The 14,836-nt window shown below is 59.8% G+C and carries 11 protein-coding genes, 4 tRNA genes and 1 pseudogene; 2 read left to right on the top strand and 14 right to left on the bottom strand.

Features of this window, described 5'->3' with window-relative positions:
- The 9 genes from ACTNDJ_RS04070 to ACTNDJ_RS04030 all read right to left on the bottom strand — a co-directional run bounded on the left by ACTNDJ_RS04070 (position 1) and on the right by ACTNDJ_RS04030 (position 7,226).
- Entirely contained in the window at positions 1 to 729 is a 729-nt protein-coding gene (locus tag ACTNDJ_RS04070; protein WP_427748053.1) for a lysophospholipid acyltransferase family protein, read from the bottom strand.
- A 3-nt stretch (positions 730 to 732) separates the two neighbouring features.
- Positions 733 to 1,419 (bottom strand): (d)CMP kinase, encoded by a 687-nt coding sequence (gene cmk, locus ACTNDJ_RS04065; protein WP_441083402.1) that lies wholly within the window; start codon positions 1,417 to 1,419, stop codon positions 733 to 735.
- 66 nt (positions 1,420 to 1,485) lie between these two features.
- Positions 1,486 to 2,451, bottom strand: a complete 966-nt coding sequence (locus ACTNDJ_RS04060; protein ID WP_441083401.1) for a pseudouridine synthase — start codon at positions 2,449 to 2,451, stop codon at positions 1,486 to 1,488.
- A complete protein-coding gene (scpB, locus tag ACTNDJ_RS04055; RefSeq protein ID WP_441083400.1) occupies positions 2,438 to 3,166 on the bottom strand; it encodes an SMC-Scp complex subunit ScpB in 729 nt (242 codons plus the stop codon). Before scpB ends, ACTNDJ_RS04060 begins: the two co-directional genes overlap by 14 nt.
- Before the next feature lie 11 nt (positions 3,167 to 3,177).
- Positions 3,178 to 3,987, bottom strand: coding sequence for a segregation and condensation protein A (locus tag ACTNDJ_RS04050; protein WP_441083399.1), 810 nt, complete (start codon positions 3,985 to 3,987; stop codon positions 3,178 to 3,180).
- An 84-nt stretch (positions 3,988 to 4,071) separates the two neighbouring features.
- Positions 4,072 to 4,755, bottom strand: a complete 684-nt coding sequence (locus ACTNDJ_RS04045) for a site-2 protease family protein (protein WP_441083398.1) — start codon at positions 4,753 to 4,755, stop codon at positions 4,072 to 4,074.
- A gap of 9 nt (positions 4,756 to 4,764) precedes the next feature.
- Positions 4,765 to 5,061 (bottom strand): hypothetical protein, encoded by a 297-nt coding sequence (locus ACTNDJ_RS04040; RefSeq protein WP_427717404.1) that lies wholly within the window; start codon positions 5,059 to 5,061, stop codon positions 4,765 to 4,767.
- A complete protein-coding gene (locus ACTNDJ_RS04035; RefSeq protein WP_441083397.1) occupies positions 5,048 to 7,078 on the bottom strand; it encodes an ABC-F family ATP-binding cassette domain-containing protein in 2,031 nt (676 codons plus the stop codon). Before ACTNDJ_RS04035 ends, ACTNDJ_RS04040 begins: the two co-directional genes overlap by 14 nt.
- Positions 7,079 to 7,153: 75 nt before the next feature.
- A tRNA-Ala gene (locus ACTNDJ_RS04030) sits at positions 7,154 to 7,226 on the bottom strand.
- A gap of 706 nt (positions 7,227 to 7,932) precedes the next feature.
- Between ACTNDJ_RS04030 and ACTNDJ_RS04025 the strand changes: the two genes are divergently transcribed.
- Positions 7,933 to 8,008: transfer RNA gene (locus tag ACTNDJ_RS04025), tRNA-Ile, on the top strand.
- Positions 8,009 to 8,216: 208 nt separating this feature from the next.
- Here the strand turns inward: ACTNDJ_RS04025 and ACTNDJ_RS04020 are convergent.
- The 4 genes and pseudogenes from ACTNDJ_RS04020 to ACTNDJ_RS04005 form a co-directional block, all read right to left on the bottom strand.
- Positions 8,217 to 8,289: transfer RNA gene (locus ACTNDJ_RS04020), tRNA-Ala, on the bottom strand.
- A gap of 524 nt (positions 8,290 to 8,813) precedes the next feature.
- Entirely contained in the window at positions 8,814 to 9,971 is a 1,158-nt protein-coding gene (locus tag ACTNDJ_RS04015) for a hypothetical protein (RefSeq protein WP_441083396.1), read from the bottom strand.
- Positions 9,972 to 10,342: 371 nt separating this feature from the next.
- Positions 10,343 to 10,417 (bottom strand) — tRNA-Val (locus ACTNDJ_RS04010).
- Positions 10,418 to 10,555: 138 nt separating this feature from the next.
- Positions 10,556 to 10,765, bottom strand: a pseudogene (locus ACTNDJ_RS04005) (DUF3825 domain-containing protein); the annotation flags it as partial.
- Between the two features lie 891 nt (positions 10,766 to 11,656).
- Between ACTNDJ_RS04005 and tet(W) the strand changes: the two are divergent.
- Positions 11,657 to 13,576, top strand: coding sequence for a tetracycline resistance ribosomal protection protein Tet(W) (gene tet(W) / locus ACTNDJ_RS04000; RefSeq protein ID WP_441063590.1), 1,920 nt, complete (start codon positions 11,657 to 11,659; stop codon positions 13,574 to 13,576).
- A gap of 144 nt (positions 13,577 to 13,720) precedes the next feature.
- On the opposite strand, the gene ACTNDJ_RS03995 is transcribed toward tet(W), so the two are convergent.
- Entirely contained in the window at positions 13,721 to 14,794 is a 1,074-nt protein-coding gene (locus tag ACTNDJ_RS03995) for a hypothetical protein (protein ID WP_441083395.1), read from the bottom strand.
- Positions 14,795 to 14,836 lie beyond the last annotated feature (42 nt).

The following is a 14,836-nucleotide window of genomic DNA, read 5'->3' as shown; positions in this document are numbered from 1 at the left end:
CTAGAACCTGCCGGGGTGCTCGGCGCACAGGTCGTCGCGCATGGCGTAGACGCGGCTCATGGCCTCGGACTCAAACCATGCCAGGCGCTCCTTGCGCTTGAGCTCAGCCGGTGCATCGGATAGCGAGATGGCCTTGCCGGCGCGGATCCAGCACTTTTTGGGGCGCATGAGCTTTTTGCCCGCAGGCGTGATATCGGACCAGCCACAGATGGCGAGCGGGTTGACGGGTGCCTTGCCCATCTGGGCAATGAGCGCAAAGCCACCGTGGACCTCGGGCTTGATCTCGCGCGAGCGGATGCGCGTGCCCTCGGGGAAGATCAGGACGTCCTCGCCGCGCTGCAGTGCATGCTGGGCGGCGCGCAGGCACTTCATGTCGGCGGTGCCGCGCTCGACGGGAATGCCGCCCACGCGGCTAAAGGCCCAGCGCACGATCTTGCTCTTGGCAAACTCGGACTTAAAGATGGGGCGAACGCGGCGGCCGCCAAAGAATAGCGCCGTCTCTACAGCCAGGAGCTCGGCCATCGAGGTATGGTTGCAGATGACCACGCTGCCGCGGCCTTCCTGGCGCTCAAACAGCAGGTCGCTGTCCTCGACCTTCCAACGCCACATGAGCTTGGAGAAGACCCACAGGATGCCCATGACCACGAAGACGGTGCCACGGATGAGCACGGGGAACTCGGCATAAGGCGCGTTGTAGTAATCCTCGGGCGTCTGCTTAAACAGGCGCATGAGCTACCTCCTTTGGTTGATGAGGTCCTCGATTATCGAGACGACCTCGTCGATGGTATGTGCGGTGGAGTCGATATGCACGGCGTCCTCGGCAGGCACGAGCGGCGCGACCTCACGGCTGCTGTCGAGCTTGTCGCGCTGCTTGAGGGCGTCGAGGGTCTCGTCGACCTCGGCCTCGAGCTGCTCTTCGGTGGGCGGCTGGGTGTCGTTTTGGTGGCGCTGCAGCACGCGGCGACGGGCGCGCTCGCGCGGGTCGGCGGTCAGAAAGACCTTGACCTGCGCGTTGGGGAACACGACGGTGCCGATGTCGCGACCCTCGGCCACGATGTCGCGGTCCTCGGCGGCGCGACGCTGATGGATGAGCATGGCGGCGCGTACGCCCGGGTAGGCTGAGACCTTGGAGACGTTGGCGTCCACCTGCGGGGTGCGAATGGCAGCCGAGGCATCCGCACCGTCGATGGTCAGGCGCGTGTCCTCGCCGGTGCCGTTGGTAAAGCGGATCTCGATTTGCTCAGCGAGGGCGTCGATGGCAGCCTCGTCGTTCAGGTCGATGCCGCGGTCGAGCGCGGCGAAGGTGACGGCGCGATACATGGCGCCCGTGTCGAGCTTGTTAAAGCCCAGCTGGCGGGCGATCTCCTTGGCGATGGTGGACTTGCCGGAACCGGCGGGGCCGTCGATGGCGACGATCATGCAATGCTTCCTTTCGGTGGTTGACGTGCTGGTATGGGACGCGGGCGCTGCGGCTTGGCGGATTGGCTAGCCCGTGTAGCGCTCGCGGTAGGTGTTGCGCTTGGGCGCGGAGCCGTGGCTGCCGTGGTGGCGCGTGCGAGTCGCGGGGTTGGCCGCCGGCGCAGCGCCGCGCTTGGAGCTGGCCTGCTTGGGCGGGATGCCGCCGGCCTTGAGGATCTGCACCTCGCGGTCGGTGAGCTCGCGCCACGAGCCCTTGGCCACGTCCTTGAGCTCCAGGCCGGCAAAGTTGCAGCGGTGCAGGCGGATCACCGGGTGGTGGATCTTGCTCAGCATGCGCTTGACCTGGTTCTTGCGCCCCTCGCGGATAATGACCTCCACGGCGGTTGTGCCGGGCTTCACACCCTGCGGAGCCACCGCCTCGGCCTCGCGCGCGGTAATGACGCGGCAGATTGCCGGCTGGCACAGGCCGTCGTCGAGCTCGATGCCGCGGCGCAGCGGCTCCAAGTCGCGATCGGTCAGGTGGCCGTCCACGAGTGCCTGGTAGGTCTTGTAGACGTGCTTGCTGGGGTGTAGAAGGTCCTGCGACAGGTCGCCGTCGGTGGTAAAGAGCAAAAGGCCCGTGGTGTCGCGGTCCAGGCGACCCACCGGGAAGAGCCCCGGAAAGCGGTCGCGCGGGACCAGGTCGGCCACGCAGGGGCGCTCCTGCGGATCGCTCATGGTGGTGAGATAGCCGGTCGGCTTGTAGAGCATCAGGTACACGGCGCCCTGGTTGAGCTTGACGGGCATGCCGTCAACCTCGATATGGTCGCGGTCCACATCGACCTTGGTGCCCAGTTCGGTCGCGACCTGGCCGTTGACAGTCACGCGGCCGGCGGTCATCAGGTCCTCCGAGCCGCGGCGGCTCGCCACGCCCGCGCGCGCCAAAAAGCGCTGCAGGCGCATGGTGTGCGGGTAGACGGGCTGAGGGTCGGTCGCGGGCGCGTCCGTGGCACCGGCGGCGCGCGTCTCCCCTGCTTCGCTAGTCCTCGTCATGCATATCCTCCGCAGCGTCGTCGACGGCAAGTGTTTCCTCGCCACCGACTGCCTCGACATCCTCAACATCGGTATCCAGCAGCTCGCGCTCTTCGTCCAGGTCCTCGACCTGCTCCTCGAGCGTAGACTGAATGCTGCGGCCGCTCAGGCGCTCGCGGATAAACTGGCGCGACTGCTCGTCGGGGGCAAACTGCTCCAGATCGGGAAGGTCGCGGGTGGAGCGCAGACCGAACTTCTCCAAAAAGGCGTTGGTCGTGCCGTAAATGATGGCCTGACCGCGCTGGGGGTCGCGGCCGAGCTCGCGCACCAGACCCTTGTCAACGAGCGACGCGATGACGCCGTCGGAGTTGACGCCGCGGATGCCCTTGACCACCTCGCGCGTGACGGGCTGGTGGTAGGCGATCACGGCCAGGGTCTCGAGCGCCGCCTGCGACAGCTTTTGCGTGTCCCAGCTCAGCACATAGGACTCGACCACATCGTGGTAGGCGGGATGCGTAAACAGGCGCCAGCCGCCGGCGACCTCGCGCAGCTGAAAGCCGCGGTTGGCCTCCTCGTACTCAACTTTGAGCTCGGCCAAAAGCGACGCGCACTCGCCCGGGGCGATATCCAGCGCATCTGCCAGCGCGGGCGCGCTCACCGGATCGCTCGAAACCAGCAACAGCGCCTCGAGGGCGCCCTTGAGGCTGTTTGCCTCTAGCGTGGAAAGGGTTGACATGGTAGCCGCTCCTATTCGGTGAGCTCGGGGCCCTCGCCGGGCACGTAGGCCTCGGCGCCCTCGACGCGGTTGATACGGATGGTTCCAAAGATCTCGTCCTGGCTCAGGGTGAGCGAGCCGCGCTTGGCGAGTTCGAGCATGGCCAGGAAGGTGACGACGAGCTGCTCGGTGGTGGCGTCGCCGTCCAACAGCTCGCGGAAGGTGCAGGTTTGGTGCGCCATGGTAAAGCGGTCGACCGAGGCCACCGTCAAGTCGAGCGGCACGCGATGCGGCGCCACGTGCTCGGCCTCCAGCAGGAAGGTCTGGCACTTGCCGTCCAGGTCGGCGCAGATGACGGCGAGGCCGCGCAGGGTAATACCGGCCAGGTAGTCGGGCATAAGGCCCAAAAACTCGGGGTCGGGGCCGGCCACGCGCGGATGCATGCGGCTTTCGGCCTGCATGCGCGCGCCAAGAGCCGCCGCCGCACCCTTAAACTGCTTGTAGGCGATCAGGCGCTGGATCAGGACCTCGCGCAGGGCGTCGCCGTCGAGTGCGCTGAGTTCTTCGAGGTCTTCGTCAATCTCGTCATCGTCGTCGGCTTTGCTGGGGGCCTCCTGGGGCACCAGCGAGGCGGCCTTGATGTCCAAAAGGGTTGCCGCGACCAGTAAAAAGTCGCTCGCCACGTCCAGGTCCAGCGCCTCAATACGCTCGACCTCGGCCAGGTACTGCTCGGCCACCTCGCTGATCGAGATGGCGCCGATATCAACTTTTTGGCGGGTTACCAGCTGCAGCAGCAGGTCGAACGGTCCGCTGTAGACCTGCGTCGACACGCGATACGACATCTTCGACCTCCTTTGACGGCGCCTTCGCGGCGCGGTTTGGGTGCATGTTGCGACCGTTTTGCACGGCCGACCTGTAAGTTTACCCTAGATGCCGGCGATTGCGAAGTTAAGCAGCTGCCCAGCGAGCGGATACACGGTAACGTCGAAATATCGTCCGATCACATCGATGCCGGTCCACATGGGCAGCAGATACAGCACCAGGATGAGTATGGGCATGGCGTATTGCTGCAGTTGGTAGTAGTTGGTGAGCGCCTTGCCTTTGAGGAACGGCACGATGATAGACGAGCCGTCAAGCGGCGGAATCGGGATGAGGTTAAAGAACGCGAGCGACAGGTTGACCACGATAAAGGTGGCGCCAAAGTTCATGATTTGGGACGCTACGGCAAAGGACATGCTGGTGTAGAGGTTGCCGTATGCTGCGTGCATGATGGCGGCCGCAAGGCATGCCAGTGCGATGTTCGAGGCGGGGCCTGCCGCGCTCACCAAGACCTCGTCGCGCTTGGGATGCTTAAGGTTGTTGAGGTACACGGGCACCGGCTTGGCAAAGGCAAACACCGGGCCGCCGGCGGCGAGCATGAGCAGCGGCAGGAGGACGGTGCCAAACGGGTCAATATGGTTGAGCGGGTTGAGCGAGACGCGGCCGCGCGAACGGGCCGTTTTGTCGCCAAGCGCCCAGGCTGCGGCGGCGTGTGCGCTCTCGTGGATCACGATGCCCACGATGACGGCGACGGCGCTGGCAAGCAGGTTCATGAGGTAGCTACTGGACATGGCACTCCCCTAGCGGACGCGGCGCGAGGCGCGCGTGAGCAGGTAGTCGGCCACAAACAGGATGACGGCCACGATGGCGTAATCCAGGCGGAACACACCGCCAAAGGGCGATGTGATGACGCCGTAGCCGGCGATGGCGCTCGGCAGCGCGCGCGAAAGCTCTACGACAAAGCCCACAATCTGCAGCTTGGCGGAGAGGCCGCTAAAGCACAGCAGCACGGTCATCGCGCTCATAAAGATGCCGCAGATGCGGCACGCGATGGCGATGATGCTCATCGCCACGGCAGCGGCCTTACGAGAGTTCACGCGCGGTCTCCTCTTCGATTTGGGTGGAAAGCTCCAGCCATTCGTCCTCGAGCTTGGGCAGCTCTTGCTTAAGCCCGTTATATTCCCCCAGCGCGGCGTTGAACTTATCCTGATCGGCATAAAGCTCTTCGCTCGCCATCAATTCCATAAGCTCGTCATAGCGGGCTCGCTTCTTGTCGAGCTCGGCCTCGATCTTCTTGAGCTGGTTGCGCACGCCCTTGAGCTTTTTGTTGAGCGCGGCGCGGGCCTGGGCCTCGGCGCGCTTTTGCTCCTTGGTCTTTTTGCCCTCGGCCGGCTTAGGCGCTGCGGCGGGGGTATCGGCCTGGGCGGCGCTGGCTTTGGTGGGCTTGGCTGCGGAAGGTGTGCTCTCCCCTGCCGCCTCGGCGGCGCGGGCCGCGAGGTCCTCGCGCTTGTAGAGGTAGTAGTCGTAGTCGCCGTCATAGACCGTGACCTTGCCATCGCGGATATCGATCACGCGGTTGGCCACGGCTCGCACCAGGTGCTCGTCGTGGCTAATCAGCACGATGGTGCCGGGGAAGTTTTGCAGGGCGTTCTCGAGCATGTCCACCGAGTCGATGTCCAGATGGTTGGTGGGCTCGTCCAGGCACAGAAGTGCCTCGGGGGCCACGAGCATCTTAGCCAGGGCCAGACGCGCCTTTTCACCGCCGGAAAGAACGCGTACCTGCTTTTCGATAGAATCGTTGTCGCTAAACAGGAAGGCGCCCAGCAGGCTGCGCTGCTGCGGCACGGTCCACTTGGGCGTGACGGTGTCGATTTCTTGCAGGACGGTGTTGGACTCGGTCATGCCCTCGAGCGCGTGCTGGGCGTAATAGGCCACGCCCACGTTGGTACCCAGGTCGCGCGTGCCGGTAGTGGGCGGCTCCAGGCCGGCGATGATCTTCATGAGGGTGGACTTGCCGGCGCCGTTGGGGCCGACGAGCGCCACATGCTCGCCGCGATAAAGTTTGAGGTCGATATCGCTATAGATGTGCTTGTTGCCGTAGGACTTGGACACGCACTCCAGGCCCACGACCATGTCGCCGGAGCGCGGCGGGTCGGGGAACTTAAAGTCGATGTGCTTGTGGCCTTCGGGCAGGATGACGAGCTCCTTTTTGATCTGCTCGATCTTGCGGATGCGCTCCTGCGCCTGGGCGGCTTTGGTGGGCTTGTAGCGGAACTTGTCGACGAAAACCTGCATGTGGGCGATGTCGCGCTCCTGGGCGGCACGCTTGGCGCGCATCTGCTCCAGGTTGTCCTCGCGCTGCTTGAGGTAGCTGCTGTAGTTGCCGGTGTAGGTGGTCACGCGGCGGTTCTCGAGCGCGGCGACGTGGTCGACGCAGGCGTCCATAAAGGCGCGGTCGTGGCTGACGATGAGCACGGCGCCGTCGTAGTTGGCGATAAAGCCGCGCAACCACTGGACGCTTTCGAGGTCCAGGTGGTTGGTGGGCTCGTCCAGAAGCAGCAGGTCGGGATGGCGCAGGAAGAGCTTGGCCAGCGCGATGCGCATCTGCCAGCCGCCCGAGAACTCGGAACACGGGCGCTCAAAGTCGGTGACCTTAAAGCCCAGACCGGACAGGATCTTACGGGCATTGCTTTCGAGCTCGTAGCCGCCCAGATGCTCAAAGCGGTCCTGGACCTGGCCGTACTCGTTAAGGAGCGCGTCGACGTCCTTGCCCTGCTCAGAGAGCTCGGTGATCTGGGCTTGCAGCTCGTTGGCGCGCTCGCCCATGCGGCGGATTTCCTTGGCGGCGGCCATGACCTCGGCGAGGATGGTCGTATCCTTGTGCTCCAGGTTGGTTTCCTGCTCAAGGTAGCCCACCTGACAGTCCTTGGAGTACTGGACCTGGCCGGCGTCGGGGCTGTCGATACCCATGATGATTTTGAGCATGGTGGTTTTGCCGGCGCCGTTGGGTCCCACGAGCGCAAAGCGTTCGCCGGGGTTGATCTGAAAGGACGCGCCGCTAAAGAGGACGCGCGCGCCGAAGCTTTTTTCGATCTTGTCGACCAGGAGGATCATGGTGCCGCCTTTGACCTTGTGTGCCTATATGAAAAAAGGCCCCAACTTGCGTTGGAGCCTCATTCAGTGCTCGGGTGGAGACGAGGGGGATCGAACCCCTGACCTCTTGACTGCCAGTCAAGCGCTCTCCCAGCTGAGCTACGCCCCCGTGCGAAGAAGTACTATACGGGAACTCCCCCGCCGATGCAAGGACAATTTCGGAAAAACTTTCGGCTGCGGGGCCGGGGATGCGGGACGGGCTCGGGAGCGAGGGGCCCGCGGTGCCCGATCCGGCCCGCGGGGCGCGCCCCGCGGGCGGCGGCGTGGCCGCCGCCCCCTCTCCGGCGCCCTTGGGACATCTCGAGTCCCGCCGGCCGCCGTTTTTTCGCTTCCGCGGCGCGGGCCGCCATCCGCCCAACGGCCATCCTGCCGGCACCAGGCCCATTATCGGGACCAATCGCGCTCCCGCCCACCCGGCGATCTCAAAACCATGCCGGTTTACGGGGCCAGGCCGGGAACCCTCGGGCATGCCGTAATCGGTAAAATCAAAACCGCAGGTAGAAGACTTGCGAATTTCGTGAGATGCAGGGTATGGACGGCCGGTCCGGGTCCAGCCCCGTAATCCGGCATGGATTTGAAATGGCACCAGTTCGCCGATGGTTAACTCTATTTGCAGTCTTGGGATAATGGCTTGAACAATTCCCATCCAGTGATATTTCTTGTGATGCATCTTGATTGTCAGGGAATACCGGGTGTTAAAAACATGGCTTGATCGTACGTTGTGCGACATGCTTGTGCATGGTAGTATTTCAAATCGTGATTTAACCCGATGGGAAATGAATTTCCATTGTTGAAATTATTATCACAGTACATAAGGGCTCTTGGCGCAACGGTTAGCGCAGGGGACTCATAATCCCTGGGTTCTGGGTTCGAATCCCGGAGGGCCCACCAGAGTATTTCGAGGCCGGGCAACACGCCTGGCCTCTTTACATTGCGTTGACGCCTTATTTTGGCCTGCAATGGCGTAGGGCGTTAATTTCATTCATATTTGCAATTTAGAATGGATTTACTTCAACAGCCACTAAGTAAAGATAAACTGCAGGACGATTGATATGAAAAAAGGCCCCAACTTGCGTTGGAGCCTCATTCAATGCTCGGGTGGAGACGAGGGGGATCGAACCCCTGACCTCTTGACTGCCAGTCAAGCGCTCTCCCAGCTGAGCTACGCCCCCGTGCGAAGAAGTACTATACGGGAACTCCCCCGCCGATGCAAGGACAATTTCGGAAAAACTTTCGGCTGCGGGGCCGGGGATGCGGGACGGGCTCGGGAGCGAGGGGCCCGCGGTGCCCGATCCGGCCCGCGGGGCGCGCCCCGCGGGCGGCGGCGTGGCCGCCGCCCCCTCTCCGGCGCCCTTGGGACATCTCGAGTCCCGCCGGCCGCCGTTTTTTCGCTTCCGCGGCGCGGGCCGCCATCCGCCCAACGGCCATCCTGCCGGCACCAGGCCCATTATCGGGACCAATCGCGCTCCCGCCCACCCGGCGATCTCAAAACCATGCCGGTTTACGGGGCCAGGCCGGGAACCCTCGGGCATGCCGTAATCGGTAAAATCAAAACCGCAGGTAGACGACTTGCGAATTTCGTGAGATGCAGGGCATGGACGGCCGGTCCGGGTCCAGCCCCGTAATCCGGCATGGTTTTGAAATGGCACCAGTTCACTGGCAGGCAAACAAGGTTGTTCTAGTATCTCGTTGCCGGCTAATTCCCGATTTCCAACCAGTTGCACAAAACATTTGCTCGCAGTCGCGTCTCGGCGCGCTTCATCGCCTCGGATTTGGCTTTATATCGAATCCTCAAACGACTGCAGACGCTTTTGACTATGGTGTCTAGCTGCTTTTTGTCGTTAAGCATATCGTGGGTTACCAGGAACACGTCGAAACCCATGCTCTGGAGCGCAGTCATACGTTCCGCATCGTGGTCAAGTACCGCGCCTGATCCATGGATGACTTCACCTTGAATCTCGATAATTACTGCCTTCATTAGCATTGGGTTTACAATCACGATGTCGCCGTAGCAGACCTTTTGACCTGCGATGCTTTGGGCTGCCTCGGATAGAGGGGTTAAATCGTTGAGGTATACGTATCTGAAACCTGAACCACCTAGACGTCGAGAACGACTTAGGAGCAGGACTCCCGCGACCTCGAGTGGAGATGCAGCAATGCCGATAACCTGTTGAGCGGCATCATAAAACTGCTTTCCCCACATTTGACTTTTGACCTTATCGGCGAATCGATGCAGGTCGCTCAGTTCGATAAGCGGCTTTCTCATCCAAAGAGAAGTACCTTTGAGTTTCGTAACCTCTCTTCCATCCTCACGCTTGTTCGATTGGCCTTCATTATCTGGGACCTTAACGGTTGCGTGGGCATAAACTCGTTTCCAAGGAACCTCGTCTTCGCCCTCTCCAAGTTCGAACAGATTCTGCGTGCAGGAATTGCGATTCTCCTCTTCTGCAATTTTTAGCTGCATTTCGGCAGCGGGGGTTGGCTCGAAAACAGAAAACCAGCCGCATAGTTCGTACATAGCCAGCACGAGATCTATTTGAGACACAAAGCGTGTCATAGTAAATAACGTGTTAAGCGGATTGGTGACACTAAAGCCTAAATGAGTGTCGATTGTTGTGCCGGCATCCGATGCCCCTTCCCAACGAATAGTGGAGCGCAATCCCGAGTGGTGATTACAAGAACCTGGCGAAGCTACAGCGATAATCGGGGTCTTGAGGACGTCGGTTACGAAAGGGGCTTGGGATAGAGCTCGCCATCCGTCTTCGGAGTTGGGCAGGCGCGGGTAGAGATCGCGCACCTGCGGCGGGCAGCGCCAGTAGCGAAATGCTGTGTTTGCGCAGACGATTTCGTCCATTTGCGTCTCCCCTGGTTTCGGCCGCGGGCCGTGTGGATCACGGGCATGGCCGATAATCTACTGGGCCATCATGCGGGTAAGTACCGGAAGCAAACCAATAGCTTGACGAGTTCTGCCGAAGATCCCTCGTGCAATACAATTCCGCTGGAAGGAGCTCTGGGCGTGTGGTCCCTGTCTCCACATTTGCGCGCGGATCACATGGGGAATTCAATGAAAATACGCATGCGTTTTATACAAAAGATGCAATGGCGTCGGTAAATAGGGCGCGATATATAATGACGCCTTATACGACTAGGATCCGATTTTGGTGTCACCCTTGGTGTCAAAAAGAAAAAGGCCAGAGGCTTAACACCTCTGACCTGTGCTTTTGATGGTGGGCGATACAAGATTCGAACTTGTGACCCCATCCGTGTGAAGGATATGCTCTACCCCTGAGCCAATCGCCCGTCGCCTTTCGGCAAAAGAGATACTAACATAGCCGCGCGCGGTTTACCAAGAACTTTTTGCCCTCGATTTTAAATTCGTGGGCGCCAGCCAAACCAAAGCAACCAAGGTAACCGGCAAACCCGCAGCTAAACCACCATTTATCGCTTAATCCAGGATGTCTCGGGGCGGCAGATAAGTCGCGCGTTGTTGTAAGACATGTCGAGCTTGAGACAGGTGCGCGCGGCGTAAAGGCCGTCCTCGCGCTGGATGGTCAGCGCCAGCTCGGGCTTGTCGCCGGTCTGGCACAGCGGCAGGAGCAGCTGAATCCGGCCGCCGTAAAACTGAGGCACGGCGAGCGTGTAGCTAGCTGCGGCGCGGTCTGGTCCGCGTCGCGCTCGGTTAGGAACACCGCGCGGCTAAAAGAAAACGAAAGGTAGTTTTTGAGGATGCGGTTACTGGGCCCCAGTCCTCGGGGTCGGCGAGGTCAACCAGGCGGTCGTAGCAGGGCTCGGGATAAAACGCAAAGTCGTAGGCATTGCTGCACAGGGTGCTAGGGCATGCTTTCAGGATAATTCCTGCAACAATGCTCATGTACGGTAAAGAAGCAAGCAACCGAAAACAATAGATAGACCGCCAGCACTACACTATTCCGAACCAAAGACCAAAAGATAAGCATTTTGAGAAAATCTAAACTTTTGGATTTTCCTACAATGCCGACTACGGCGGAATCCCTCCCACTCCTTATATATTTCTTTCTGTATACATTGAATTTGTATTTAGTAAAATGCAGACAACACCACGGATCGGCTTTTGGTTGGACAATTCCAACCAAACACCACAGCAGACAGCAGAAAACATTCTGAACGCTAGGAAGCCGGTATGATTGTTACATATAAGGGGAAGAAAAATTTCTTTTAGGTACTTGCTTTCCTAAAACTGATGTGATAAAAACTGATGTGATACAATGATTTAATCCAGAAAAGGAGTAAAAAATATGCGGCAAGGTATTCTTAAATAAAACTATAATCAAATAGTGGGAACAAAGGATTATGATAGCTCCTTTTGTAGGGGCTTAGTTTTTTGTACCCAATTTAAGAATACTTTTGCCTTATCAATTTTGACATATCCCCAAAAACAGCACTCACAAACAGGTGTATGCTGTATATGTGTATGTCCGCAGATTATCATCCCCAGCGGTAAAAGTATTTTACTGCTGGGGATTTTTATGCCCTTTGGGGCTGTAAAGGGAGGACAATCACATGAAAATAATCAATATTGGAATTCTTGCCCATGTAGACGCTGGAAAGACGACCTTGACGGAGAGCCTGCTATATGCCAGCGGAGCCATTTCAGAACCGGGGAGCGTCGAAAAAGGGACAACGAGGACGGACACCATGCTTTTGGAGCGGCAGCGTGGGATTACCATTCAAGCGGCAGTCACTTCCTTCCAGTGGCACAGATGTAAAGTCAACATTGTGGATACGCCCGGCCACATGGATTTTTTGGCGGAGGTGTACCGCTCTTTGGCTGTTTTAGATGGGGCCATCTTGGTGATCTCCGCTAAAGATGGTGTGCAGGCCCAGACCCGTATTCTGTTCCATGCCCTGCGGAAAATGGACATTCCCACCGTTATCTTTATCAATAAGATCGACCAGGCTGGCGTTGATTTGCAGGGCGTGTATCAGTCTGTTCGGGATAAGCTCTCCGCCGATATTATCATCAAGCAGACGGTGTCGCTGTCCCCGGAAATAGTCCTGGAGGAAAATACCGACATAGAAGCATGGGATGCGGTCATCGAAAATAACGATAAATTATTGGAAAAGTATATCGCAGGAGAACCGATCAGCCGGGAAGAACTTGCGCGGGAGGAACAGCGGCGGGTTCAAGACGCCTCCCTGTTCCCGGTCTATCATGGCAGCGCCAAAAAGGGCCTTGGCATTCAACCGTTGATGGATGCGGTGACAGGGCTGTTCCAACCGATTGGGGAACAGGGGAGCGACGCCCTATGCGGCAGCGTTTTCAAGGTGGAGTATACAGATTGTGGCCAGCGGCTCATCTATTTGCGGCTATACAGCGGAACGCTGCGCCTGCGGGATACGGTGGCTCTGGCCGGGAGAGAAAAGCTGAAAATCACAGAGATGCGTATTCCATCCAAAGGGGAGATTGTTCGGACAGACACCGCTTATCCGGGTGAAATTGTTATCCTTCCCAGCGACAGCGTGGGATTAAACGACGTATTGGGGGACGACACCCGGCTTCCTCGTGAAAGGTGGCGTGATGCCCCCCTCCCCATGCTGCGGACGACGATTGCGCCGAAAACGGCAGCGCAAAGAGAACGGCTGCTGGACGCTCTTACTCAAATTGCGGATACTGACCCGCTTTTGCGCTACGAGGTGGATTCCATCACCCACGAGATCATTCTTTCTTTTTTAGGCCGGGTGCAGTTGGAGGTTGTTTCCGCTTTGCTGGCGGAAAAGTACAAGATTGAAACAGCGGTGAAGGAACCCTCCGTCATTTATATGGAGCGGCCGCTCAAAGCAGCCAGCCACACCATCCATATCGAGGTGCCGCCCAACCCGTTTTGGGCATCCATCGGACTGTCTGTTACACCACTCCCGCTTGGCTCCGGTGTACAATACGAGAGCCGGGTTTCGCTGGGATACTTGAACCAGAGTTTTCAAAACGCTGTCAGGGATGGTATCCGTTACGGGCTGGAGCAGGGCTTGTTCGGCTGGAACGTAACGGACTGTAAGATTTGCTTTGAATACGGGCTTTATTACAGTCCGGTCAGCACGCCGGCGGACTTCCGCTCATTGGCCCCGATTGTATTGGAACAGGCATTGAAGGAATCGGGGACGCAGCTGCTGGAACCTTATCTCTCCTTCACCCTCTATGCGCCCCAGGAATACCTTTCCAGGGCTTATCATGATGCACCGAAATACTGTGCCACCATCGAAACGGCCCAGGTAAAAAAGGATGAAGTTGTCATTACTGGCGAGATTCCCGCCCGCTGTATACAGGCATACCGTACTGATCTGGCCTTTTACACCAACGGGCGGAGCGTATGCCTTACAGAGCTGAAAGGATATCAGGCCGCTGTCGGTCAGCCGGTCATCCAGCCCCGCCGTCCAAACAGCCGCCTGGACAAGGTGCGCCATATGTTTCAGAAGGTAATGTAAAGATACATAATCGTCAAGACGGCAACAATCAGAAGTTATGGAGGGTAACATCGGCCCGGACAATATCTAGCCACGGATATGTTGCTAGGGATCGGTTTGGGCTTGACGGTTCGATTTTCTCTTCGCCTCCGGAAATCGAGCGCTTTAGCAGCGAATCGCGGCGCAAAGGAGCGCTATGCCGAGAAAGATTAGCGTTAGGGATGCGGCGATCCAGCAGTTATCACCGGCCTTGGGGAGCGAGGCGGTCGTCGCGGTGGCGGCCTTGGGCCTAGAGGCCTTGGCGGCCGTGGTATTGGTCACTGCGGTGGTGGTCACCATCTTAGTCGCGGACGCGGGCTTTTGTGTGGGATTCGTCGAGGGATCCGCAGCTGGCTCGCCGGTAGCGGGGTCGGTGCCAGGGGCGGACGGAACATCGCCCGGCACGTCGGGCCCGCCGGTCTCCCCCGCCGGCGCCGTGGCATCCACGGGCTCGATCGTCACATGCGCTGCCACGAACCCGTCGGCACCCACCACGCCGCCCGTGCCAAAGGTCCCACCCGCAGGCGCAACAAAGCGCGCGGATGCAAGCGACCCGCCCAGGCAGGCGACGCCGCCTTCGGCGCCCGACGCATCCAGCCAGGACGCATCGACGAAAAGCTGCCCGGCCGCGCCGCCCAGCAAACACACGCCATAGGCGCGCACGCCCGCCCCGGAGCCCGCGCCCGCGGCGACAACGCGCCCATCGCCGCGAACGGCAAGACTGTCCGCGAACACGCCGGCCACCCACGCATCCGCGATGCCGGCGCCGTTGGCCCGCGTGTCGACCTTGCAGCCGTCCACCGCGAGCGTTCCCGAGACGTAGATTCCGCACTGCGAGCCCGTGGCCACCAGCGACCCGGTGCCGCAGAGCGTCAGATCGCCCCACACCTCCATGCCGCAACGCGAGATGTCCACGTCGGGCGCGCTCGTCTCGACAACAGTGTTCTGCCCGGCCAGCGTCACCACCAGATCGCCGTCGGCGCCGATGGCCTCGCCCGTGTAGCCGTTAAGCTCTAGGTGGTCGGCATCGGTCCAAGCCCATCCGGGGCCCGACACGCCCGGCTCGTAGTACGTGGCGCCCGCGATGAACAGGCTCTCCGCGCCCGCGGCATAAGAAGGCCCGCCCAGCAAAACGCATAGGCAGGCCATGGCAGTAAACAGAATGAAGTGACGGCTGGTGTGGAACGCGGCAGCAAACATAACCGCTCCGATCTTCGCAAGAGCCAATGGAAGCTGCACCAG

Source organism: Collinsella sp. HCP3S3_D1 (assembly GCF_052064015.1).
GTDB lineage: Bacteria > Actinomycetota > Coriobacteriia > Coriobacteriales > Coriobacteriaceae > Collinsella.
This window is presented reverse-complemented; position numbering and strand designations above follow the sequence as displayed.

Coding starts and splice junctions, on each gene's coding strand:
- ACTNDJ_RS04035 (WP_441083397.1), bottom strand. CDS start 7,078: ATGATCCTCCTGGTCGACAAGATCGAAAAAAGCTTCGGCGCGCGCGTC.
- scpB (WP_441083400.1), bottom strand. CDS start 3,166: ATGTCAACCCTTTCCACGCTAGAGGCAAACAGCCTCAAGGGCGCCCTC.
- ACTNDJ_RS03995 (WP_441083395.1), bottom strand. CDS start 14,794: ATGTTTGCTGCCGCGTTCCACACCAGCCGTCACTTCATTCTGTTTACT.
- ACTNDJ_RS04050 (WP_441083399.1), bottom strand. CDS start 3,987: ATGTCGTATCGCGTGTCGACGCAGGTCTACAGCGGACCGTTCGACCTG.
- ACTNDJ_RS04015 (WP_441083396.1), bottom strand. CDS start 9,971: ATGGACGAAATCGTCTGCGCAAACACAGCATTTCGCTACTGGCGCTGC.
- ACTNDJ_RS04060 (WP_441083401.1), bottom strand. CDS start 2,451: ATGACGAGGACTAGCGAAGCAGGGGAGACGCGCGCCGCCGGTGCCACG.
- ACTNDJ_RS04045 (WP_441083398.1), bottom strand. CDS start 4,755: ATGTCCAGTAGCTACCTCATGAACCTGCTTGCCAGCGCCGTCGCCGTC.
- cmk (WP_441083402.1), bottom strand. CDS start 1,419: ATGATCGTCGCCATCGACGGCCCCGCCGGTTCCGGCAAGTCCACCATC.
- ACTNDJ_RS04070 (WP_427748053.1), bottom strand. CDS start 729: ATGCGCCTGTTTAAGCAGACGCCCGAGGATTACTACAACGCGCCTTAT.